We start from the raw sequence: 23,364 nt of genomic DNA, 5'->3' as shown, positions 1-23,364 counted from the left end.
TTCCGGCCTGATAATAGCGGTCTTCACTTTAAGTGTAGTCGGCTTGTCGAATTCTGGTGAGATAGCGGTGATTGGCTGAACTGACGGGGGCGTCGTCGCAAACGTCATGGAACGTGACAGGATGTCAGGCTTATAACGGGAGCCCCTCCAATAACAACAAGGGACACTCCTATGACACCTCAAGTCAATCTCACCCGGGGCCGGCCCTGGCTGGTTCCGTTCGCGTTCTGCCTGCTGGTTCTGATGCCCGCGTCGCCGCTACAGGCCGGCTGGCTGTTGGGTGAAGCTCCAGGCCAAAACCGGACGCGGTCGGTGATATTCGTCGGCAACAACTGGGAAGGCATGATCGATGTGATCGATGCCAAAACCTATGAACGGCTGGGTCGTATTGACGGGATTCCGGACCGTCAGGAACGAATGACCGAAATCTTCCTCAACCCGGTCAAGCTGATCTACTTCCAGGCCATCCGTAACCTCATCGGCGAGGGTAATGACCAGTACGTGGACGACATGTACAGTACCCGCGATGGTCGCCTGCTGATTGTGTCCCGGCCCAGTTTTGCCGATGTGGTGGCCATCGAGATCGCCAGTGGCGAGATCCGGTGGCGCTTCCCGGTGGAGGGCCATCGCTCCGACCACATGGCACTGTCGCCGGACGGCAGCCAGGTGGCAGTGTCCGCCTCCACCGGCAAGGTGGTGCACATCCTGGACGTGGCGAGCGGTGAGGAGTTGGGTCGTTTCCCCACCGGCGATTCGCCCCATGAAAATGTCTACTCCAGGGATGGCTCAAAAATCTACCACGCCAGCATCGGCCATGTGTTTACCCCCCTGGACGACAACCTGGCAGACTTCACCAAGGGCGAGCGGCTGTTCCAGGTGGTGGATGCCGAGTCGCTGGAAGTCCTCGAGCGTTTCGACTTCGCCGACAAGCTGGCGGAGGCTGGTTACCAGGACCTGAGCCCGGCGATCCGGCCGATGGCCCATACCCCGGATGAACGCTTCTTCTACTTCCAGCTGTCGTTCTTCCACGGTTTTGTCGAGTACGACATGGAGACCGGTCGCATCACCCGCCGCGCCAGCCTGCCCAACCTGATTCCGGATGTGCCCCGGGAGCAGTACGTCAACGACTCCGCCCATCATGGCATTGCCATGAACGGCAAAGGCGATACTCTCTGTGTGGCGGGTACCATGAGCGATTACGTGGCGATCGTGGACCGGGAGACCTTTGCCTTTGAGCTGCTGACGGGGCTGGGTGAAAAACCTTATTGGGTCACCAGCGATGCCGCTGGCCAGCACTGCTACATCTCCTGGAGCGGCACCGACCAGATGTCGGTGATCGCCTATCGTACCGGCGAGGAAGTGGCCCGGGTGGATGTGGGTGACCACCCCCAGCGTATTCGCGAGGGCTACGTGCCGGAAGGCTGGTCAACGCCCTTCTGAGGACGCCGGCCGCCGGACCCGGATTGGGCCCGGCGGTTCGCTGCTACGCGCCGGGCTGACGCAGTTGCTCGAAGTGATCGCGGGTGAGCTTGAACACCACCGGGCTTAGCAGAGCCAGGGCAATCAGGTTGGGCACCGCCATCAGCGCGTTGAGGGTGTCGGCCAGCAGCCAGATGAAACCCAGGTCCGAGGTGGCGCCGAAGTAGATCGCCGCCACCCACAGCACCCGGTAGGGCACGATGGCCTTGACCCCGAACAGGAACTCAATGCAGCGCTCGCCGTAAAAGGACCAGCCGAGGATGGTGGTAAAGGCGAAGATCGCCAGGGCTATGGCCACCAGGTAGTTGCCGACATTGGGCAGGGCTTCGGCGAACGCCAGCGAGGTCAGCGAGGCGCCTTCGGTCCCGGAGGTCCAGGTGCCGGAGGTGATGATCACCAGGCCGGTAATGGAGCAGATGATGATGGTGTCGATAAAGGTGCCAAGCATCGCCACCATGCCCTGGGTCACCGGGTTTTTGGTCTGGGCGGCAGCGTGGGCGATGGGTGCCGAGCCCAGTCCCGCCTCATTGGAGAAGATGCCGCGGGCCACGCCGAAGCGGATGGCGGCCCAGATGGCGGCACCGGCAAAACCGCCCTGGGCGGCGATGGGACTGAAGGCGTGGGTAAACACCAGCTCCAGCGCCATGGGAATCTGGCTGGCGTTGATGGCCAGCACCAGCAGGCCCGCCACCAAATAGGAAACGGCCATAAACGGCACCAGCGCACTGGCTACATGCCCGATCCGCTTGATGCCGCCGATCAGCACCAGCCCCACCAGGACCATCAGGATCACACCGGACAGCCAATGGGCCAGGCCAAAGTTGGTGGCCAGTACGTCCGCCACCGAGTTGGCTTGAACCGTGTTACCGATGCCGAAGCCGGCCACGGCGCCGAAGATGGCGAACAGTACGCCCAGCCAGGCCCACTTGGCCCCCAGGCCGTTGCGGATGTAGTACATCGGCCCGCCAACGTGGGCGCCACGCTCGTCCACTTCCCGGAAACGCACCGCCAGCACCGCCTCGGAGTACTTGGTGGCCATCCCCACCAGTGCCGTCAGCCACATCCAGAACAGCGCCCCCGGGCCACCGAGGAAGACCGCCGTGGCCACCCCGGCGATGTTCCCGGTACCCACGGTGGCCGACAGGGCCGTCATCAGCGCCTGGAAGGGCGGGATCTCACCGTCCTCCGCGGTACCGGTGCGGCCCTGCCACATCAGCCGGAAACCCGCGCTGAGCTTGAGGATGGGCATGAACTTGAGGCCGATGCTGAGAAACAGGCCCACCCCGAGGATCAGCACCAGCATGGGCGGGCCCCAGGCCAGTGAATTGATCTGTCCGACAAAGCTTTCAATGGCTTCCATGTGTCGCTCCTGACTGTTGGGATCGTTGCCGGGTTGGCAATATAGGGTAACTTATTGAGTTTAGACACGATCTTGGGGCTGTAAATGCGCCCAATTACGGATTTGCGGATTTGTTCCGAATGGTCTTTGTGGTGGATTCGCGCATTAACCGGGCAGCATGCGTCAGGTGCGTCGATAGGGTGAATGGAATTTTCTGCCGTTCCGGTACTCTGACCACTGATTCAATTGCTGAAGTGAAACTATGAACTCGATCCCTACCCTTGAAACCCGTCAGGTCGAGGCCAATGGCCTGAATCTCTGTGTGGAAAGCCGTGGTCGGCCGGATGGCGAACCGGTCATTTTCATCATGGGGCTGGGCGCCCAGATGACCCTGTGGCCGGAGGCGCTATTGGATGCCTATGTCGAGGAAGGCTATCGGGTCATCCGCTTCGACAACCGGGACATTGGGCTGTCGACCCTGCTCCGCGATCGCCTCGAAGGACACCCGCTGGCGGTGATGGCCCGGCATCGGCTGGGGATGCCAGTGGAAGGCCCCTATACCCTGCAGGATATGGCCGTGGATGTCCGCAGCCTGATGGATGCCCTGGGCATTGGGCAGGCTCATCTGGTGGGCGTGTCGATGGGCGGGATGATCAGCCAGTTGGTGGCTGCCCGGTGGCCGGAACGGACACTCAGTGCCACCTTGATCATGACCTCGACCAACAGCCCCCGCTTGCCGATGCCCCACCCCAAGCTGATCTGGAAGTTGGCCGGTGTTGGCGCCAAGGGACACGATGAGGCGGCGGTGGTTTCCCGATCCCTGAATTTCTGGCGTGCGATCCAGAGCCCCGGCTACCCACCCAGGGAGCAGGACGTTCGCGATCGTCTGGTGAGGGACTACCGTCGCAGCTACCGTCCAGCGGGTATCCTGCGCCAGACCCGGGCCATTCTGGCTACCGGAAGCCTGTCAGCCCAGACCCGTCAGATCCGCGTACCCACGGCCATAATCCATGGTAACCAGGATCCCCTGGTACGGCCTGTCGCGGCTCAGCAGTTGAAATACCTGATTCCCCATGCCCGCCTGGAGATGATCGAAGGCATGGGCCACGATTTACCCGAACCTCTGCTGGCGAAGTTTGCCCAGATTGGCATGGAGTTGGCCAGTTCGCGCCGGTAGCGGGCTTTTCCTTCCCGTTAAAACGAAAATGACCAGCCGGACCTGAGTCGGGCTGGTCATCAACGCTGTGTTTCCACGGGGAAAATCCTCCGTGTTGGTTGTTTTTATCCGTGTCTTCGTCGCTTAACGGGCGCGTGGAGCCGATTTAAGGCTGCGACTGTGGGCTGCACGGTTCAGCGACTCCAGGCTCATGGACTGGCGGCGTCCAAGTTCCAGGTTGTGGGCCGGCGCTGTGGAGTCAACATTTACTGCGCGGCTGCGGCGCAAGCGAATGGTCAGATCGTTCAAGCGCATGTTCACCTCCGGTTTGCACTAGTCAAGCCAGGTGTCCCCGATGGGATCCTGTGGCGGGTTGTGGCTCAGTTTCCTTTCTCAGTGTCAATGAGACGCCTTCGGGGACCGATGGCGTCTTCCTGAAGGGCCTTCAGGAGCGGACAGGGAGGATCCCCGCCACACACCGCCACTGTATATTAAGTGATCACTGAGCAACAATACGTAGGCACCCTGATTCGTGTGATATTTTTGTTGCAGAGTGCATCTAAGTGTTGTGGGAAAGGCGGGTTGAATGATTACGGTTCGCCAAGATTCACTACCGGATTGGCCGGGAATTGCTAAGGTTAAAGCAAGGGGCTGCTAAACGGCTCCAACGGCTCCCAAGGGCTCCTTAAGGCTCGGGAAGACTTATATCCATGCGCCGGGACGCATGCCATCGGCGCGTGGCAACTGGATGGGAGGTTGCGCAAGATGCGTTCGCTGAAAGTATCCGATGTCATGTGGAATCACATCGAGCCGATTCGGTGCGGCACGCCGTTGACCAAGGTGGTGAAGGCCCTGCTGGCCAATCATGTCTCCGGCCTGCCGGTGGTGGACGACCACCGCAGGGTGCTGGGTTTTGTGTCCGAACAGGACTGCATTCATTCCCTGCTGGTCAGCAGCTATCACTGTGAGGGAGATCCCATCGTCGACGATGTGATGTTTCGTGCGCCGGTCACCGTGACCCCGGAGATGGCCATAGTCGACCTGGCCCAGAACCTGGGCGCGGGCAAGCCCAAGGTGTACCCGGTGGTGGATCATGAACGCCTGGTGGGCATCGTTACCCGGACTGCGATTCTGGCTCAGTTGGCGAAGGCCGGTTGCGCCATGGACCTGCCGAAATTCGCGGAAACCGAATGAGTCGGTAAGGAAAGGCCGTAGTTGCCCGTATCTCCCTGCGGGGGGGGATCTGTTAAAACATAGTCTCCTAACTAACTGCCCGGCGTCGCTGCCTGAGTCGGGTTACCACCACACAGGGGGAGACCATGACCACTACCGTGAGCCGTCGCGGCAGACTCCGTAATCTGGTGTTTGCGTTCTTCATGTCGGGGCTGATGTCCCTGTGCATGTCCGGCGTGGTGACTTTCTTTAATACCGGGATGGATGCCGGTTTTCCCGCCCGTTGGATGGGTGCTTTTCTGGTGGCCTGGGCGGTGGCCTTTCCACTGGTTTCCATCGTGGCCCCGGTGGCCCATCGACTGACCGACCTCGCCCTGAACCGGCGCTCAGTGAAATCCCCAAAGTAGTCCAAAGTCCATGGACGGCATGATTTCCGGCTGTTCGACGGCGCGGATATTGAAGTCCAGTTCGCTGCAGTCACGCTGGAAGGAGCCGGGATAGCGGTCCCCCTTGGCGCCGATGATCGCCTGCGCCATGGGCCCCAGGTGGCGCACCGGTCGATGGGTGACCACCGCCACCTCGTTGTTGGCCAGTCTGACCAGGCAACCCGGCGGGTAGTCGGTCAGCACCTCCAGTAGGGCCTGGCCAATACGCGGGCGCGGGTTCTCGCTCAGGCTGGCCCGGATCGCCTTCATGGCGTCGCTGACGCTCCGGCGCTCGCGATAGGCGCGACGGGTGATCAGCGCCACATAGTGCTCGGCATAGGACAGGATCTGGGCTTCCTGCAGGATGTCGATGCCCCCCAGTCCCCGTGGGTAGCCATTGCCGTCGCTGCGCTCGTGATGCTGCAGGACAATGTCGTGTAATGGCGGATCCTGGATACCGGCCTGCTGCAGGGCCTGCACACTGAGTTCCGGGTGTTTCTGGATGACCGTGCGTTGTTCCGGGGACAGGCCGCGGCGTGAAGCATTGAGCTTGTCGAGAAAGGGGATCAGGGCGATGTTGGCGGTCAGTGCCGCCGCAATCAGAAGGTGGGCGCGGCTTGCTTCCAGTGCCAGCCGGTTGGCGACCAACTGGCAGATGATGGCGTAGAACAGGGTCTGCTCGTAAGCCGTGGGCTCCACCGAGTACAGGTGGACCAGGGCCAGGCAGGGGTCCGGAGCCTCGCGGCAGATCCGGTCGACCAGGCGCACCAGCCCCTGCAGCCGCTCGGGAGCGTTGTCCCTGCCGTCGCCAATGGCAGAGAGGGTGGTTTCCAGCGTTTTCAGCAACAGGGGATAGTCGGTGAAGGGGTTGCGCTCGCGGGTGTCGTCGAAGACTTCCTGCTCTTCCTTGCGGCTGGCCTTGCGTGGTTGAAACAGGCCCCGTTCGAACAGCTGCTCCAGCTGGGATTCGTTCTGGATGACATAGCCCTGGCGCAACAGGACGTTGCCGCGGTGATCGTAGACCGTCCAGGGAAGGGGTTTTCCAACTACCAGCGCACCGGGCGCGACACGAACAAGATTGGGCACGACTCTCTTTCGCCTGTGATGGATTTGGCGCTGTTGCAGGCTGATTATTGTTATCAGTTACTGAGTTACTCTACCCGATTATTCCGGTCGTCGATAGCGCCTGCGACGCAGGTCGAAAACTAAGCGAACAAATTGTCATTTTTTGTGTAATGGGGCTTTTTGGTCTGGCCCAATCCGCTATTCTGTTTTCGCTTTGTTGTTGGTTCGGCAGTCTAATAACAGTGGGATCATGGGCGTTTGGCATGGTTTATCGGCTTCGCAATAACTTTCGCCTCTCCATCATCACCTTGCTCGGGGCCTGTGCGGTGGTGGGGATTACGCCGTTTGCGGTGTTCCGCTTCTGGCAGGGGGCGACAGTGGCCGGGGCCATCGATGCGCTGATACTGGTCAGTATTTGCGTCACGGTCGTCTACGCCTGGCGGACCGGTGATACCCGGCGCAGCGGCTTCGTGCTGGCGTTGGTGGCGTGCGGCGGTGGCGTGGCGGTGGCGACGGTGCTGGGGGAATCCGGCCTGTTCTGGCTGTTCCCGTCGCTGATTACCACCTTCTTCCTGACCGCAGCGGTGATTGCCGTCCTGATCAACCTGTCTTCCCTGGTGGTGTTGATGCTCCACGGGGCGGCCTTCGGGTCCGCTGAGCAGATGTGGTCGTTTGTCACCACCGCCGTTGTGGTCAGCTGCTGTGCCTATGTCTTTGCCCTTCGTAACGAGAGCCAGCGTGAACGGCTGGAGCATCTGGCAACCCTGGATCCGCTGACCGGGGTGAAGAACCGCCGCTCCATGGACCAGGAGTTGAAGGCGGCGGTGGCAACCCACGCCCGCAACGGACAATCCTTCGCCCTGGTACTGATGGATCTGGACTATTTCAAGCGGATCAACGACGCCTTCGGCCATAGCGTCGGCGATGACGTACTGGTGGAGTTTGTCGGGTTGTTGCAGGCCCACACCCGCCGCAGCGATCAGTTGTTCCGCTTCGGTGGCGAGGAATTCGTGCTGCTGCTACCCGGGGTGGACCAGACCGGGCTGCAGCTGGTGATGACCAATCTGCAGAGTTTCCTGCGGCGCTCCCTCAAGAGCCCGGCAGGGATCGTCACCGTGTCCTACGGCATCGCGCTCCTGCACGACGGCGACGACGCCGCCAGTTGGCTGGACCGTGCCGACGAGGCGCTCTACCAGGCCAAGGCCAGCGGCCGCGACTGCATTATTTATGCGCCGTCACCGGGTGAGGCCCGGTCTGCGGGCTGACGTCGTGTCCCCCACGCTGGGGCGGCGCAAACACCAACAGCCGGGTGCCCAGCAGTACGCTGGCGGAGGTGAGTCCGGCGGTCAGCCCCACCCAGAAGCCGGCCGCCCCCATCGCGGGCACCAGCCAGTCGGTAAAGGTCAGCACATAGCCCAGGGGCAGTCCCACGCCCCAGAACGAGAACAGCATGATCACCATCGGAATGCGGGTGTCCTTGTAGCCCCGCAAAGCACTGATGCAGGTCACCTGGATCACGTCGGCTACCTGGAACACGGCGGCGTACAGCAGCAGCGAGACGGTGACCGCCTGCACCTCAGTATCGCCGGTATACAGCCGGGCGATGGCGTCGGTGGTCAGGAACAGCAGGGAGGCAAACACCAGGGCGATGGCGCCGGCCAGGATCAACGCACTGCGGGCGATCAGCCGGGCGGTGTCCGGCGCCCTGGCCCCCACCAGGAAGCTGACCCGCAGGGTTAGTGCCATGCCCAGGCTCAGCGGCAGCATGAACAGCAGGGACACCACGTTGAGGGCAATCTGGTGCCCGGCCACCACCACCGGCCCCAGTGGCGCAAGGAACAGGGCGATTACCGAAAACAGGCTGGCCTCGACAAAGATGGTGAAGCCGATCGGGAGGCCGAGGCGCAGGATGTAACGGATGTCCACCGGGTCTGGCCGGCTCCAGTCACCCAGCAGGTGGAAGCGGCGGTAGCGGGGGCTTTGGTTAAGGTAGAGCAACAGGGCGACAGCCGCCACACTGTTGGACAGTGCGGTGGCCCAGCCGCAACCCACGCCACCCATGGCGGGCAGGCCGAGCTTGCCGTAGATGAAGATATAATTCAGCGGCAGGTTGAGCAGGGTGCTCAACACGGCGAAGGCCATGATCACCTGGGTGTGCCCCAGGCCATCGGTGAGCCCTCTCAGGGCGGTCATCAACAGCAGGGCGGGAATGCCCCAGGCGAAGGCGTCGAGGTAGCCCTGGGTGATGCCGGCGGTATGGCTGTCCAGGTTGAGCAGTTCCAGCACCGGATGGACGTGGGTCAGCAGCAGGATCATGATCGTGGTGGAGACTGCCGCAATGTACAACCCCTGCCAGGTTACCGGCATGATGCGGCCGACGGCGCCTTCCCCCCGGTAACCGGAAATGATTGGCTGCAGAGCGCTCAGCAGCCCCATGAACAGCAAGAACAGCGGCATCCACAGGCTGCTGCCGATGCCCACCGCCGCCAGGTCCTCGGCGCTGGCGTGGCCCGCCATCACGGTATCGATGACGCCGTTGGCCATCTGGGCCAGCTGCGCCACCAGGATCGGTCCCCCCAGCAAGGCCAGGGTTTTCCATTCCGTCAGGGTGCGTTGCACCAGGGGCTGGCGGCCCTCGGGCAGGGGCTGATGGGTTTCGTCCAGAGTCTGCACGGGGTATCGGGTCCGATTATTCGCGGCTGAAACAGGTAATCGTGGGCACAAATGGTAACCCGTGGAGGCTACCTACGTGCATAAGGGAAGATGCTTGTGGATAATAGGCGGCTTGTCACACTCCGGACATCCATTGGTAAAGAGCCCGTGATCGAAAACGGGACGATGCGCGTATCTGTCCGGAACCGGTTGTCACAAGCGGAAACGATCATGTTGAGCCCCGAAGCCCTGGCGGTGCAGACTGCCCTGATTGAGCGCGGACTGGAAACCCCGCTGAACGAGAATGTCCTGAGTCGCGACCAGAAGGTCGAGCGGATTAGTGGCCTGATGGCGGAAGTGGTGGCCACCTTGGGGCTGGACCTGAACGACGACAGCCTGCGGGAAACGCCGGAGCGCATTGCCCGTATGTACGTGGATGAGGTCTTCTCCGGCCTGGACTACCGCCATTTCCCCAAGATCTCCCAGATTGACAACAAAATGGGCGTGGATGAAATGGTGCGGGTCCGGGACATCGCGGTGCTCAGCACCTGCGAGCACCATTTCGTCACCATCGACGGCCTGGCGCGGGTGGCCTACCTGCCCGCCGACAAGGTGATCGGGCTGTCGAAGATCAACCGCATCGTGCGTTTCTTTGCCCAGCGGCCGCAGGTGCAGGAGCGCCTGACCCACCAGATCCTGGTGGCCCTGCAGACCTTACTCGGGGTGGAGGACGTGGCGGTGCAGATCCAGGCCACCCATTACTGCGTCAAGGCCCGTGGGGTCATGGACGTGGGTTCCGACACCGAGACCATGGCCCTGGGTGGGGTGTTCAAGAGCGACCGCGACCGGCGGCGAGAGTTCCTGGCCGGCTAACCGGGGCCGGGGCCGGGTCCGGTGTGGTACCGTGCCCGCCTTTTGAGTGCGGGGAAGATGGCATGGCGCTATTGGTTCTGGTCACCCTGTTGTGGGCGTTCTCCTTCAGTCTGATCGGTGAGTTTCTGGCCGGACGGGTGGACAGCGAATTCGCCGTGCTCAGCCGGGTGCTGCTGGGTACTCTGGTGTTCCTGCCCCTGCTGCGCTGGCGCGGCGTGCCGGCCGGGCTTCGTGTCGGCACCCTGGCGGTGGGTGCCCTGCAGTTCGGTATTACCTACCTGTGCCTTTACCGGTCGTTCAGTTACCTCAGCGTGCCGGAGGTGCTGCTGTTCACCATCTTCACGCCCCTGTACGTAACCCTGATCGACGACGGCTTCTATCGTCGCTTCTCGCCGGTGGCGCTGCTGGCTGCCGCGGTTGCCACCCTGGGCGCCGGCATTATCCGCTACGATGGGCTCAGCGAGGACTACCTGCTGGGCTTCGCCCTGCTGCAGGTGGCCAACTTCACCTTCGCCGCCGGACAGGTGGGCTACAAGCACCTGATGCTGCGTTACGCCGGCCAGTTCGCGGCCCGCTCCACCTTCGGCTATTTCTTCCTGGGGGCGTTGCTCATTGCCCTGCCTTCGTTCCTGATCTTTGGCGATGCGGATCGCCTGCCCACGACGTCCCTGCAGTGGGGCATCCTGGCCTGGCTGGGGCTGATGGCCTCCGGCCTGGGCCTGTTCCTGTGGAATCGCGGTGCCTGCCAGGTGGATGCCGGCACCCTGGCGGTGATGAACAACGCCCTGGTGCCGGCTGGGTTGCTGGTCAACCTGTTGACCTGGAACCGGGACGCCGACCTGCTGCGGTTGGTACTCGGGGGTGGGGTGATTGCCGCCTCGCTCTGGCTCAATGCCCGTTGCCACCCGGCGGCCCGGCTGGCTGTGCGGAGGGTGGCGGGGTAAGGGTAATCGCGTACGCCGGTATCCGTTCAAGGTTTGTTCCCGGTTGCCGATAATCCCGATAGCAGAAAATAAAACAGTCTCTCAGCAAATGGCGCTCTCCGCCCGGGAGCGCTGGCTGAACGTCCAGGAAAAGCGACCATGCGCAAGAACCTACCGGTTACCCAGCACGAAGTCCGAATGCGGGAGGACGGTCGGCTGATCACCACCACCAATCCCAAGGGCGTGATCACCTACTGCAACGACGAGTTTGTCGAGATCAGCGGCTTCACCCGTGACGAACTGGTGGGCCAGGCCCACAACATCATCCGCCACCCGGACATGCCCCCGGCGGTGTTCAAGGGCATGTGGGACACCATTTCCGCCGGCAAGCCCTGGATGGGGGTGGTCAAGAACCGGGCCAAGAACGGCGACCACTACTGGGTGAGCGCCTATGTGACCCCGATCTGGGAAGGGGGGCAGATGGTGGGGTACGAATCGGTACGCACCGCCCCAAGCCGGGACCAGGTCCGGCGCGCGGAGGCGCTTTATCAACGAGTCAACGCGGGGAAACAGTCGGTCGGGGTGTTCAGTCGCCTGGGCTCCATCGTGAAATCCGGCTGGCCGTTCCTGCTGTCGCTGGTGTTGAGCCTGGCGGCGTTGCAGCTTGAGCAGCCGGCCTTGGCCGTGGCCCTGGTGGCGGTGGCTCATGTGGCGGCGGCGGGGCTGTTGCTCGGTTCGATCACCGGCCGTCTGAAGCGTCTGATCAACCTGCGGCCGGATGCCTTCAAGGATCCGGTGGTCGCTCTGACCTATTCCGATGAGAGTGGGTTGTTCTCGCAACTCGCGATGGTACTGCTGAGTGAGCAGGCCCGGATCAACACCGCGCTGTCGCGGATCGAGGACCAGTCCGAACAGCTGCTGGAAAAGGCCCGGTACAGCCACCGGCTGATTACCGAGGGCGCGGAGGCCATTGCCCGGCAGCGGGCCGAGACCGACCAGACCGCATCGGCCATCAATGAGATGACGGTGTCGATCCAGGAAGTGACGGAGACCGCTACCAGCAACGCCCGGGTGGCGGAAGAAGCCAACCAGTATGCGGCCTCCGGCAGCCGGCTGAGCGCCGAGGCCCTGGCCGCCATCGAGCAGTTGGTGGGCCAGGTGGGTTCTATTGGCCAGGCCATCAGCCGGTTGGGGGAATCCACGGAAAGTATTGGGGCGGCCACCAAGCTGATTTCCGACATTGCCGAGCAGACCAATCTGCTGGCGCTCAATGCCGCCATCGAGGCGGCCCGGGCCGGAGAGCAGGGCCGTGGCTTCGCGGTGGTGGCGGACGAGGTCCGCTCACTGGCCGCCCGGACCCGGGAATCGACGGTGCAGATCCAGGACGTGATCCAGCAGTTCCAGGACCAGGTGGCCGAGGCCGTGGCGGCCACCGGCGAAGGCGAGCAGGTGGCCGGTCAGGGGCTGGAGAAAGTCCAGGCCGCCGAGCAGGCGTTGCAGGACATCGTGGGTTCCATTGCTCGTATTTCCGACAGCTTCCTCAGCATGTCGGCGGCGTTCGAGGAGCAGAGCCAGGTGTCCGAGGAAATCAACCAGCAAGTGGTGAGCATCGCCGAGCTGGCGGATCACAGCACAGAGAAGGCCGGCTCGGCCAAGTCGTTCAGCGATCAGCTCAGCAACATGTCCGCGGGGCTCAAGGACCTGGTGGCCCGGTTCAACGTCCAAAAATAGTGAACTGGTGTTCATGGCTGTGACCGAGTACTGGCATCCTGTGATCGGGGCTGGCAGAATTCCGCTCCAATTGCCGGGCAATGGCGCCCACAATTGGAAGCGGTGAAAAAACGTTTTGTCGCCGGATCGGCGAGCGCAAACGTTCTTATCCAGCTATTATTGGGGTCGGTTGCGCGGCAAACCCGATTTTCACACAGGATAATAATATGACTGACTCCAACATGGCGTCGGGCGCGCCGGCCCCCCGTGGCCAGTGGTCCTCCCGGCTCGCCTTCATTCTCGCCGCCACCGGCTCCGCGGTGGGCCTCGGCAACGTCTGGAAGTTCCCCTACATTACCGGCGAAAACGGCGGTGGCGCCTTCGTACTGGTCTACCTGCTCTGTATTGCGGTGATTGGCATCCCCATCATGATGGCGGAGGTGCTGATCGGCCGCAGTGGTCGCCACAACCCCATCGCCAGTATGCGCCTGATGGCCGAGCGCAACCGCCGGGCGCCGTTGTGGCGGGCGTCGGCAATCATTGGCGTGATTGCGGCCTTCGTGATCCTGTCGTTCTATTCGGTGATTGGCGGCTGGGCCGCGTCCTACGTGGGCCATGCGGCCATGGGGGATTTCACCGGCCAGGATGCGGACACCGTGGGCAAGATCTTCGGTGACCTGCTGGCCAGTCCGACCAAGCTCTTGCTCTGGCACAGCGTGTTCATGGCGCTGGTGATCCTGGTGGTCTCCCAAGGCCTCAAGTCGGGCCTGGAGCGAGCGGTGAACATCCTGATGCCGGCCCTGTTCGTGTTGCTGCTGGTGGCCGTGGGCTACGCCACCACCACCGGTCACTTCGGCCAGGCGGTGAGTTTCCTGTTCCGGCCAAACTTCAACGCCCTGACCATGGACGCGGTGCTGATTGCGATGGGGCACGCCTTCTTCACCCTGAGCCTGGGCATGGCCATCATGATGGCCTACGGCTCCTACCTGGGGCGGGATGTCTCCATCGGCCGCACAGCGGTGACGGTCTCGGTGATGGACACCGGGGTCGCCCTGCTGGCCGGTCTGGCCATTTTCCCGGTGGTCTTCGCCAACAATCTGGAAGCCGGTGCCGGCCCGGGCCTGATCTTCCAGACCCTGCCCCTGGCGTTCGGCCAGATGCCGCTGGGCAGCCTGTTTGGCGCACTGTTCTTTGTCCTGCTGGTGTTCGCCGCCTGGACCTCCGCCATTTCCCTGCTCGAGCCGGTGGTGGAATGGGTGGAAGAGAAGGTGGTGCTCGGCCGCGGCGGCAGCGCCGTGCTGGTGGGGGTGGCCTGCTGGCTGCTGGGCATTGCCTCCATCCTGTCGCTGAACGAATGGTCCGACTTCGCCCCGCTGGCGATGTTCGAGCGCTTCGAGGGCAAGACCATCTTCGACCTGCTGGACTATTTCACCGCCAACGTCATGTTGCCGCTGTCAGGCCTGCTGACCGCCCTGTTTGTCGGCTGGTATGTGGCCCGGGAGACCCTGGAAGAGGACATGAACCTCAGCGCCGGCGCCATGTCGCTGTGGCTGAACCTGCTGCGGTTCGTCACGCCGGTGGCGGTGGTGGTGGTGTTCGTCTATAACCTGATGGCCTGATATCGGCCTCCAGCCAGCCACCGGCGCGGGTGCGGGTGGCTGGTGATCTGTTTCCCGTTCACTGAAATCAGTCGTTGCCGCCAGACTCGGTGGCAGTCCGTAGGTCGTCGAGGTGTGGCCGTAGCGCCCGGATGTCTTCCTCCGGCGCATTGCGGGCCTGCTCCATCGCCGCCATGGCCCCGCCCATCATCGCCCTCATCTGGTCCTTCTGGGCCTGCGTCATGTGGGGATTGTTGTCGATCTCCGCCAACGCCTTCGCCACGTCCTGATCCACGGTCGCACCCTGGCTTTCCATCTCGATGGCCATCCAGGCGCGGAAGATCCGATCGCCGGTCGCGCCCCACTCGGCGGGGCTGTCGAAGCCGTGGCCCTCAATGACGTCCTTGAAGGTATCGAACTCCGGGTGCCCTTCGATTCGATGGATCGAGTCGGAAATGGGGTGCTCGAAATCCGGCATTTCCTGCCGACCCTGCTCCTGCTCCATTTCCAGTTTCAGATCGGCGAACTCGTCCTCCATGGCATTGAGTTCCACCAGGCTGGCGATGAAGTTCTGGATCTGGCTGTCGGACAGCGACTGGGCCGAAGCCTGGCTGGCCAGGCAGATGAGCCAGATCAGCAGCACTGGGCCGGACCCCCATAGTAGTCTCATAGCTTACTCTCCCTAGTGTTGGTGTCGGCCCGGCCGGACTGCCGGGCTCCTTCCACCATAGGGCGGGGGCCAGGGCTGGGCAAGTGCTACAAGGAGGCCAACCGGATAAATGGGCGCCAGGGGGGCTGGCGCCCGGGCTCACTAACCGAAATTCCGTTTCACCAGCTTCTGGAACTCGCCCACCAGTCCGCTACGGAAGGCCAGCACGCAGATCACGAAGATGGCCCCCATGATGATGTGGACATAGTTGCCCAGTTCGCCGCCGGACAGGTAATTCTGCATGGTGACGATGGTGCCGGCACCCACCAGCGGTCCGAACACCGTGCCGACGCCCCCCACCAGGGTCATCAGCACCACCTCGCCGGACATGTGCCAGTGGGCATCGGTGAGGGAGGTGAGCTGGAACACCAGGCTCTTGGTGGAGCCGGCCAGCCCCGCCAGGGCCGCCGAGATCATGAACGCCACCCACTTGTAGTCGCTGACGTTGTAGCCCAGGGACACCGCCCGCGGTTCGTTCTCCCGGATGGCCTTGAGGATCTGGCCAAACGGCGAGTGGACGGTGCGGTGGATCAGCCAGTAGCCGAACAGGAAGATCGCCAGCACGAAGTAGTACATGTTCAGGTTGTCGGACAGGTCGATGAACCCGAACAGCTCGCCCCGGGGGATCCCCTGCATGCCATCCTCGCCGCCGGTGAAGGGCGCCTGCAGGTAGACGAAGAAGACCAGCTGCGCCAGCGCCAGGGTCACCATGGCGAAATAGATGCCTTCCCGTTTCACCGCCAGCTTGCCGTAGAGGGCCCCGAGCAGGCCGGCGGCGCCGGTGCCCAGCAGGATCGCCAGCTCCGGGGTGATGCCGGCGTTCATCATCAGCCAGCCGGTGATGTAGCCGCCGGTGCCGAGGAAGGCGGCATGGCCAAACGACAGCAGGCCGACATAGCCCAGCAACAGATTGAAGGCCGCGGCGAACAGGGCGAAGCAGAGAATCTTCGCCAGGAACACCGGGTAGAGCACAAACGGCGCCACCAGGGCAGCGACCAGCAGGATCAGGGTCGGTTTGGACAGGTTGGTTCTGAAGGGCTTCATAAGGGCATCCTCACGCTTCTTTGCCGAACAGGCCGGCGGGCTTGAGCAGCAGCACGATCACCATCACCAGGAAGATCACCGTGGTGGAGGCTTCCGGGTAGAGGTACTTGGTCAGCCCCTCGATCACTCCCATGGCCAGGCCGGTGAGGATGGCGCCGCCGATGGAGCCCATGCCGCCGATCACCACGATGGCGAACACCACGATCAGCAGGTTGGAGCCCATTTCCGGGGACACCGAATACACCGGGGCAGCCATCACACCGGCAAAGCCCGCCAGGGCCACGCCGAAGCCGAAGGTCAGGGTGACGATCAGCGGCACGTTGATACCGAACGCCTGCAGCAGTTGCGGGTTCTCGGTGCCGGCGCGCAGGTAGGCGCCGAGCCGGGTCTTCTCCACCAGCCACCAGGTGGCCCCGCACACCACGAGGGAGGCGACAATGATCCAGGCCCGGTAGTTGGGTAGGTACATGAACGGCAGTTTGGTGCCGCCCTGCAACGCCTCCGGAATGGCGTAGGCCAGCCCGGACGAGCCGTAGACATGGGTGAAGATGCCCTGAAGCATCAGCGCCACGCCGAACGTCAGCAGCAGACTGTAGAGATGGTCTTCATGGGCGATGGGCCGTACCAGGAAGCGCTCCATCAAAATGCCCAGGAAGCCCACCACCAGGGGCACCACGATCAGCGCCACCCAGTAATTCATGCCGAAATAGCTCAGTGCCATCCAGGCAAAGAAGGCGCCCAGCATGTACATCGCCCCCTGGGCGAAGTTGATGATTTTCAGCAGACCGAAGATGATCGCCAGCCCCAGACTGAGCAGGGCATAGAAGGAGCCGTTGATCAGCCCCACCAGCAATTGCCCGAACAGGGCAAACAGGTTGATTCCGAGAAACGTCGCCATAGCTTCAGTGACTCCTGGCCAATGGCCTGCACCGGCGGCAGGAGCGCCACCCGCGCAGGCCGGATCGCCTTAGTTGAAGTTGCACTCGGGCAGCATTGGGGCGAAGGCTTCGTCGCCGGGAATGACGCTGAGGATCTTGAAGATGTCGTCATCGCTGGCCCGTGCGGCGGCCGGCTTGATCTCGGCGTAGTACATGTCATGCACCATGCGGCCGTCGGCTCGGAGGTGGGCGTTGCGGGCAAAGAAGTCGTCGGGCTTGAGCTCCCGCATCTTGGCCATTACCGCGTCGGACTCGTCGGTGCCGGCGGCCTCGATGGCGCGGAAGTAATGCATGGCCATGGAGTAGGCGCCGGCGTGGCCCATCGCCGGAATGCTGCCGGTGCGTTCGCGGAAGCGCTCGCTCCACTCCCGGGTCTGGTCGTCGTAGTCCCAGTAGAAACCGGTGGTCAGACGCATACCGCCGGCGGTGTCCGGGTCCATGGCCTGGGCAGCGGGGGTGAATACCAGCAGCCCGGCGACGTCCACCATCTCGGTGAGGCCGAACTCGGTGGCGGCTTTCAGGGCATTGACGGTGTCGGCTCCGGCGTTGGCCAGGGCCACCACATCGGCGCCGGAGGCCTGGGCCTGCAGCACGTAGGAGGAGAAGTCGGTGGTGGCCAGCGGCGCGCGTACCACGCCCACCACTTCGCCGCCGTTGGCTTCGATCACCTCGGTGGCCACCGATTCCAGGGCGTGGCCGAAGGCGTAGTCGGCGGTGATGAAGAACCATTTCTTCTTGCCGGCGTCCACCATCGGCTTGACGGTGCCGTTGGCCATGGCGGTGACGTTGTAGGTCCAATGCACGTTGTAGGGGGAGCAGGCGCTGGTGGTGAAGGCGTTGGAGGCGGCGGTGGAGATCATGGCGATCTTTTTGGTGTCGGTGAGCACCTTGGTGGCCGCGCCCACCACCGCAGAGGAGACCAGGCCTCCCACGGCATCGACCTGTTCATTCTCGACCCACTTGCGGACGATGGCGGAACCGACATCCGCCTTGAGCTGGTCGTCGGCACTGACAATCTCGATGGGGGCGCCGAGGATTTCACCGCCAACGTCTTCGGCCGCCATTTTCAGGGCGGTCACGCACCCCGGGCCACACAGATCGGAATAGACCCCGCCCATGTCGGCGAGTACGCCGATCTTGATCTTGCCGTCGGATATGTTGGCCAGGGCCGGGGTGGAAGCGGCAGCCGTCAGGGCCACCGCGGCAACGGTGTTGGTCAATGCTTTCATTGTGACTCTCCAGTTGAGCAAATTGTTTTTGTTTCTCGAGAGAGGGGGGCGGGAAGACCGCCTCAGACCCCCAGGTAGGTATTCAGCAGGCTTTCCTTCTGCTGCAGTTCTCCGGCGTGGACTTCCTCCACAATGTGGCCGTGCTCCATCACGTAGTGACGGTCGGCGATGGGTGCGGCGAAGCGGAAGTTCTGCTCCACCAGCAGGATGGTCAGGCCCCGCTCCTTGAGCCTGGTGAGCACCTCCCCCAGTTTCTGCACGATCACTGGGGCCAGTCCTTCGGTGATCTCGTCCAGCAGCAGGATATTGGCGCCGGTGCGCAGGATGCGGGCGAGGGCCAGCATCTGCTGTTCGCCGCCGGACAGGCGGGTACCCTGGCTGTGGCGACGTTCGTAGAGGTTGGGGAACATGTCGTAGAGTTCGTCCACGGTCATGCCGTCGGATCGCACCGCCGGCGGCAGCATCAGGTTTTCCTCGACATTGAGGCTGGCGAAAATGCCCCGTTCTTCCGGGCAGTAGCCCAGGCCCAGGTGGGCGATGCGGTGGGCGGCCAGGTTGATGGTTTCGGTGCCGTTGACGGTGATGGAGCCACTGCGGCGGCCCACCAGGTTCATGATGGCCCGCAGGGTGGTGCTGCGGCCGGAGCCATTGCGCCCCAGCAGGGTGACCAGTTCGCCCTGGTTCAGGTGCAGGTCGATGCCATGGAGGATATGAGATTCGCCGTAGAAGGCGTGGACATCGTCCAGGCGTAGCTTCTCGCGATGGGAACTCATGCCTCGACCTCCTCGTCGGCGTTGATGTCGGCCGAGGCGGCGGTGCCCAGGTAGGCTTCCTGCACCCGCGGGTCCCGTGAGACCGTGGGGTAGTCGCCTTCGGTCAGGATCGCGCCCCGTTGCAGCACGGTGATCCGGTCTGCCAGTTTCGACACCACGTGGAGATTGTGTTCCACCATCAGGATGGTGCGGCCGACGGAGACCTGTTTGATCAGGTCGGCCACCCGGCCGACGTCTTCGTGACCCATGCCCTGGGTGGGCTCGTCCAGCAGCATCAGCTCCGGATCCAGCGCCAGGGTGGTGGCGATTTCCAGGGCGCGCTTGCGGCCGTAGGACAAATCGACGGTCTGGGCATCGGCAAAGTCTTCCAGGCCCACGGAGGTGAGCAGTTCCAGGGCGCGGCCGTTGAGCCGGTCCAGCACTTTCTGGGGGCGCCAGAAATGGAAGCTGTTGCCCTCCTTGCGCTGCAGCGCCACCCGCACGTTTTCCAGTACCGTGAGCTGGGGAAAGACCGCGGAAATCTGGAACGAGCGCACGACACCGGCGCGGGCAATGGCCGCCGGTTTCATGGCTGTTATGTCCTTGCCGTTGAACAGGATCTGCCCGGAGGTGGGGCTGAGGAATTTGGTCAGCAGGTTGAACACCGTGGTCTTGCCCGCGCCGTTGGGTCCAATCAGGGCGTGGATGTGGCCCCGGGTCACCTTGAGGTTGACGTCGTCCACCGCGGTAAAACCCTTGAACGATTTGACCAGGTTTCGGGATTCGAGAACGTAATCTGTACTCATGGGAGCACCCAATCTCGTTGTTGTTGTTGTCGTTGAGGCTCAGCCGCGAAGCTGAAGAGGCTTACGCTTACGTAAGCTGGTATTCAACGTAGCAACCCCTTTGAGACCGGGACAAGTCCGACTTTGGTCGAATTACGCTCAATCGGTGCACTGTTTTCGAGCAAAAACCGGAGCCTACAAAGAAATCAAATGAGAAAATCAGTCAACCATGGCGTCTTTTCTTTACGCTAACGTAAGCTTTGGCTAGATTGATCATCAACCCTTCAGAACCCGATGCCATGACCAAGACCTACACCATCAGCGAGTTGGCCAACGAATTCGATATCACCGTCCGCAGTATCCGTTTCTATGAGGATTCCGGGCTATTGAGTCCCAGTCGTCGCGGGCAGACCCGGATCTATTCCCGTAAGGACCGGGTCAGGTTGAAGCTGATCCTGCGGGGCAAGCGGTTGGGGTTTTCACTGGCGGAAACCAAGGAGCTGTTCGACCTGTGGGACAACACCAGCCAGGGCAGCGAACAGCAGTTGAAGCTGATGCTGGAGATCATCGAGCAGAAGCGGGAAGGTCTGCGGCAACAACTGAGCGATATCGCCATGGCGAACCTGGAACTGGATAACGCCGAGGCGCGGTGCCGGGACGCTCTCACGGAGCTTGTGGATAAGAAGCAAAGCGGTTGGGAGAAAACGGAAAAGGAGCCTTCATCCAGGTAAAGGCTCCTCCGGTTGCGCCGATCCAGGCGCCAAGTAAGTGCCGTGTGCCCCTTCTTGTTGGTGCAAAACCGGAGCGTTGTGCAATCCATCCCCAGTTTCGCGGTTATCGGGCCCCGCGGCGGTGTTGATTAGTGTTGTTATTCTTCAGGTCGCTGCCTGCTATGCCGTCTCTAAGACGGGATACTGGAGGTAACACGACGGTTGGTTATGTTTGGTTCCAACTTTTTGGACGAAAGTCTAATTTTCTTTTCAATTTTAAACATTCGTACCAAAGCCAGGTTTTCCCGCAGTCCTGCGAGTGCCTTTAAGTTAGCCAACCTAATGATTTATTGGCGAATTTAATGCCGAACAGTAGTCCTGTCGTTGCCCTCCAGCAAGTCTGCGGCTGCTAGGGCCGGCGGTTCAGGGCGTGGCGGCCAGCTTCGCCCGCGCACTTTTCTGATACTTTGAAAGGTAGGGAATTGTTCCTCAGCACGGGAACGGCGGTGCTGTTGGTTAGTGTGCTGCACAGGGAATTGTAAACTTTTGTGAATTCAAGGCGCCCCTGCCCGCAAACTGGGTACAGGCGTGCAGCTTTGGTGTTCTAATGAGCTTGGGTTAATCCCTGAGCTTATTGAGTTGGCTCGGGAAACTCCGGCCGACACGTAGTAAACGCTGGAATAACAACAATGGTTCCATTGAAATCGCGGAAATTTGCAACAAAGTTCGCCGACCGGCGTGTGTCGGGTTTTACCCTGGTGGAGCTGATTGTTGCCGTGGCTGTGCTGGGCATTGTTGTCGGCTGGGCCATTCCTTCCATGGTTACCCTGATCAGCCAGAACCGTATGACCGCGACCACCAACCAGTTGGTGGGGCTGGTGCACCATGCTCGCAGTGAGGCCCTCAAAACCGCTGGCCGGGTCTGGGTGTCGCCGATGACCGACGGCGAAGGTGCCGCATCCTGGTCCCTGGGGGCAGTGATCTGGGTGGATGGCAATGGCGATGGCAGCCGCGCCGCCAGTGAGAGTGTGCGGGAAATCTGGATCGACCATTCCGATATCACGGTCTCAGGCTCCGCCACCAGCCTGACGGTCGCGCCCTTTGGCTTTGATGGCGCCGGTTACGCCATTGCCGACCAGGCTTACACCCTCACGCTCTGCAGCGACGCGGTACCCGCCCGGGGCCAGCGGATCGAGATCAATGGCGGTGGTCAGATTCGCACCGAGAACGAAGATTGTGGGGGCGGCGCATGAACACTAAGCAGCGTGGCATCAGCATGGTGGAAGTGCTGGTCACCATCGTCATCTTTTCGGTGGGTCTGCTCGGCGTCGCCAGCCTGCAGATGTTCACCCTGAAGATGAACAACAACGCCGATGTTCGTACCCGGGCGTCGTTGCTGGCGGGGGACATTGTGGAGCGGATGCGGGCCATCAACGACCCCAGCCAGTGGGACGACTACGTCATGTCCTATGACCAGTGCGCGGAGGCGATCACCGGATCTGCCTCCAATGTAATTTCTGAAGACAGAAAGTCCTGGTGCGCCCGGGTGGCGCGGGAGCTTCCCGGGGCACAGGGCTCTGTGGCCTATAGCAATGGCGCGGCCGTTGTCACCATACAGTGGCAGGAGCGCGAAGGGCGTGAACTGACCGACGCGGACGGTAAAGGCACCGGCGGCGAATGGAGCACCAGCGAATTTGCCTTGCGGGCGAGGTTGCAATGATGGCCAGGACTTTGTCGTACCAGCGGGGGTTGTCCCTGGTTGAGTTGATGGTGGCCATGACCCTGGGCCTGATCCTGATGGCGGGACTCACCCAGATCTTTGTCTCCAACAAACGGTCCTTCACCCTCAGCCAGTCGTTGGCCTATGTGCAGGAATCCGGACGTGAGGGCGCGGCGATGCTGGCGCGGGAAATTCGCAATGCGGATTACTGGGGGTGTATCAGTCAGGTGACGGACGTGATCAATAACGTCGATGGCGATTCAGGATCCGAGCTGCTCGACAATATGCTGATGGGAGTTCAGATCTACCCGGATACGGACACCACCAACAGCATTGTCGACGGCTCCCACGTCATCGTGCTCAGAGGTATCGATGGCAGCAATCCGGTGAGGGTGAGCAATGTGCCGTCGAACCAGGCCGCGACCCTTGCAGTGACCGATGCCGCGTCTTTCTTTCAAGGTGACATTCTGATGGTGTCGGACTGTGAATTTGCCACCATCTTCCAGGTCACCAATAACCCTCAGCAGAACAACTCGGTACAGCTGGTGCATAACACCGGGAATACGGTAACCCCTGGGAATGCCAAGCAGGGTATGCCCAAGCAATATGCCGGCAACGCCAATATTTTCCGTCCTGCAATCGTGCGTTACTCGGTGCAGTTCGACGATGATGGCCGGCGGGCCCTGGTGATGGAGCGTCTCCAGCTCAACAACAACGGGACCAATGCCACCACACTGGGAGACCCGGTTGAGCTGGTTGGCGACGTGCGGGATCTACGCACGCAAATCGGCCTGGATACCACCATTCCTTCGGACCAGATTGTGGACGATTGGCGGGCGCCACCGGCCGAGGACGATGTCAATGCTGCGGCCACCCTGGCCCAGGTGTTGGCGGTGCGGGTGAGTCTGCTGATCAGATCCCAGGACCAGTTTGCCGGCGACAGCCCCGGTGATTACTGCTTCCCGGGCTGGCAGACCTGCACCGATGCCAGCACCGGCCTGCAAACGCCGACCGACCGGGCGCTGTACCGGTCCTACACCTTTACCGCGAGCATTCGTAACCGGATCTATGGAGATGGGTAACG

At 62.1% G+C, this 23,364-nt stretch carries 22 protein-coding genes; 13 read left to right on the top strand and 9 right to left on the bottom strand.

Translation table 11 applies throughout. The features are described from left to right. Positions 1-171: 171 nt before the first annotated feature. Positions 172-1,440: a hypothetical protein gene (locus R3175_RS09340; protein ID WP_318944000.1), complete on the top strand. Its 1,269-nt coding sequence runs from the start codon at positions 172-174 to the stop codon at positions 1,438-1,440. A gap of 43 nt (positions 1,441-1,483) precedes the next feature. Here R3175_RS09340 and R3175_RS09335 read toward each other — a convergent pair whose 3' ends face one another. Next, complete coding sequence (locus tag R3175_RS09335; protein WP_318943999.1) at positions 1,484-2,839, bottom strand: sodium:alanine symporter family protein; 1,356 nt, start codon at positions 2,837-2,839, stop codon at positions 1,484-1,486. 241 nt (positions 2,840-3,080) lie between these two features. Between R3175_RS09335 and R3175_RS09330 the strand changes: the two genes are divergently transcribed. From R3175_RS09330 to R3175_RS09320, 3 genes are all read left to right on the top strand, one after another. Further along, on the top strand, positions 3,081-3,995 hold the full coding sequence (locus R3175_RS09330; RefSeq protein WP_318943998.1) for an alpha/beta hydrolase: 915 nt from the start codon (positions 3,081-3,083) through the stop codon (positions 3,993-3,995). Positions 3,996-4,739: 744 nt separating this feature from the next. Next, the gene (locus tag R3175_RS09325) at positions 4,740-5,168 is read left to right on the top strand and encodes a CBS domain-containing protein (protein WP_318943997.1); all 429 of its coding nucleotides are present in this window, start codon (positions 4,740-4,742) and stop codon (positions 5,166-5,168) included. Positions 5,169-5,293: 125 nt separating this feature from the next. Beyond that, complete coding sequence (locus R3175_RS09320; RefSeq protein WP_318943996.1) at positions 5,294-5,554, top strand: DUF2798 domain-containing protein; 261 nt, start codon at positions 5,294-5,296, stop codon at positions 5,552-5,554. Here R3175_RS09320 and R3175_RS09315 read toward each other — a convergent pair. After that, positions 5,534-6,658, bottom strand: a complete 1,125-nt coding sequence (locus R3175_RS09315) for an HD-GYP domain-containing protein (protein ID WP_318943995.1) — start codon at positions 6,656-6,658, stop codon at positions 5,534-5,536. The genes R3175_RS09320 and R3175_RS09315 overlap by 21 nt on opposite strands. Positions 6,659-6,900: 242 nt before the next feature. On the opposite strand from R3175_RS09315, the gene R3175_RS09310 reads away from it, so the two are divergent. Continuing rightward, complete coding sequence (locus tag R3175_RS09310; protein WP_318943994.1) at positions 6,901-7,902, top strand: diguanylate cyclase; 1,002 nt, start codon at positions 6,901-6,903, stop codon at positions 7,900-7,902. Here the strand turns inward: R3175_RS09310 and R3175_RS09305 are convergent. Then, positions 7,859-9,301 carry an MATE family efflux transporter gene (locus tag R3175_RS09305; protein ID WP_318944075.1) on the bottom strand — a complete coding sequence of 481 codons (1,443 nt, stop codon included), beginning with the start codon at positions 9,299-9,301 and terminating at the stop codon, positions 7,859-7,861. The genes R3175_RS09310 and R3175_RS09305 overlap by 44 nt on opposite strands. A 219-nt stretch (positions 9,302-9,520) precedes the next feature. On the opposite strand from R3175_RS09305, the gene folE reads away from it, so the two are divergent. The 4 genes from folE (at position 9,521) to R3175_RS09285 (ending at position 14,414) form a co-directional block, all read left to right on the top strand. Beyond that, the gene (folE, locus tag R3175_RS09300) at positions 9,521-10,162 is read left to right on the top strand and encodes a GTP cyclohydrolase I FolE (RefSeq protein WP_318943993.1); all 642 of its coding nucleotides are present in this window, start codon (positions 9,521-9,523) and stop codon (positions 10,160-10,162) included. A 62-nt stretch (positions 10,163-10,224) separates the two neighbouring features. Beyond that, positions 10,225-11,106: an EamA family transporter gene (locus tag R3175_RS09295; RefSeq protein WP_318943992.1), complete on the top strand. Its 882-nt coding sequence runs from the start codon at positions 10,225-10,227 to the stop codon at positions 11,104-11,106. 138 nt (positions 11,107-11,244) lie between these two features. Further along, a complete protein-coding gene (locus tag R3175_RS09290) occupies positions 11,245-12,816 on the top strand; it encodes a PAS domain-containing methyl-accepting chemotaxis protein (protein ID WP_318943991.1) in 1,572 nt (523 codons plus the stop codon). 206 nt (positions 12,817-13,022) lie between these two features. Further along, the gene (locus tag R3175_RS09285) at positions 13,023-14,414 is read left to right on the top strand and encodes a sodium-dependent transporter (protein ID WP_318943990.1); all 1,392 of its coding nucleotides are present in this window, start codon (positions 13,023-13,025) and stop codon (positions 14,412-14,414) included. Positions 14,415-14,481: 67 nt separating this feature from the next. On the opposite strand, the gene R3175_RS09280 is transcribed toward R3175_RS09285, so the two are convergent. The 6 genes from R3175_RS09280 to R3175_RS09255 all read right to left on the bottom strand — a co-directional run bounded on the left by R3175_RS09280 (position 14,482) and on the right by R3175_RS09255 (position 19,871). Further along, entirely contained in the window at positions 14,482-15,063 is a 582-nt protein-coding gene (locus tag R3175_RS09280; RefSeq protein ID WP_318943989.1) for a hypothetical protein, read from the bottom strand. Between the two features lie 141 nt (positions 15,064-15,204). Then, positions 15,205-16,146 carry a branched-chain amino acid ABC transporter permease gene (locus tag R3175_RS09275; protein WP_318943988.1) on the bottom strand — a complete coding sequence of 314 codons (942 nt, stop codon included), beginning with the start codon at positions 16,144-16,146 and terminating at the stop codon, positions 15,205-15,207. Between the two features lie 10 nt (positions 16,147-16,156). Then, positions 16,157-17,044 carry a branched-chain amino acid ABC transporter permease gene (locus R3175_RS09270; RefSeq protein WP_318943987.1) on the bottom strand — a complete coding sequence of 296 codons (888 nt, stop codon included), beginning with the start codon at positions 17,042-17,044 and terminating at the stop codon, positions 16,157-16,159. 69 nt (positions 17,045-17,113) lie between these two features. Then, the gene (locus R3175_RS09265; protein ID WP_318943986.1) at positions 17,114-18,313 is read right to left on the bottom strand and encodes an ABC transporter substrate-binding protein; all 1,200 of its coding nucleotides are present in this window, start codon (positions 18,311-18,313) and stop codon (positions 17,114-17,116) included. A 62-nt stretch (positions 18,314-18,375) separates the two neighbouring features. Then, complete coding sequence (locus R3175_RS09260; RefSeq protein ID WP_318943985.1) at positions 18,376-19,086, bottom strand: ABC transporter ATP-binding protein; 711 nt, start codon at positions 19,084-19,086, stop codon at positions 18,376-18,378. Continuing rightward, complete coding sequence (locus tag R3175_RS09255) at positions 19,083-19,871, bottom strand: ABC transporter ATP-binding protein (RefSeq protein ID WP_318943984.1); 789 nt, start codon at positions 19,869-19,871, stop codon at positions 19,083-19,085. Before R3175_RS09255 ends, R3175_RS09260 begins: the two co-directional genes overlap by 4 nt. 278 nt (positions 19,872-20,149) lie before the next feature. Between R3175_RS09255 and R3175_RS09250 the strand changes: the two genes are divergently transcribed. The 4 genes from R3175_RS09250 (at position 20,150) to R3175_RS09235 (ending at position 23,362) form a co-directional block, all read left to right on the top strand. Continuing rightward, positions 20,150-20,581, top strand: coding sequence for a MerR family DNA-binding transcriptional regulator (locus tag R3175_RS09250; protein WP_318943983.1), 432 nt, complete (start codon positions 20,150-20,152; stop codon positions 20,579-20,581). 719 nt (positions 20,582-21,300) lie between these two features. Beyond that, on the top strand, positions 21,301-21,813 hold the full coding sequence (locus R3175_RS09245; protein ID WP_318943982.1) for a GspH/FimT family pseudopilin: 513 nt from the start codon (positions 21,301-21,303) through the stop codon (positions 21,811-21,813). After that, positions 21,810-22,280 carry a type IV pilus modification protein PilV gene (gene pilV, locus R3175_RS09240; protein ID WP_318943981.1) on the top strand — a complete coding sequence of 157 codons (471 nt, stop codon included), beginning with the start codon at positions 21,810-21,812 and terminating at the stop codon, positions 22,278-22,280. Before R3175_RS09245 ends, pilV begins: the two co-directional genes overlap by 4 nt. Further along, a complete protein-coding gene (locus tag R3175_RS09235; RefSeq protein WP_318943980.1) occupies positions 22,277-23,362 on the top strand; it encodes a PilW family protein in 1,086 nt (361 codons plus the stop codon). Before pilV ends, R3175_RS09235 begins: the two co-directional genes overlap by 4 nt. Positions 23,363-23,364: the final 2 nt, after the last annotated feature.

The sequence above is a fragment of the Marinobacter sp. genome (assembly GCF_033722735.1).
Classification (GTDB): Bacteria; Pseudomonadota; Gammaproteobacteria; order Pseudomonadales; family Oleiphilaceae; genus Marinobacter.
This window is presented reverse-complemented; position numbering and strand designations above follow the sequence as displayed.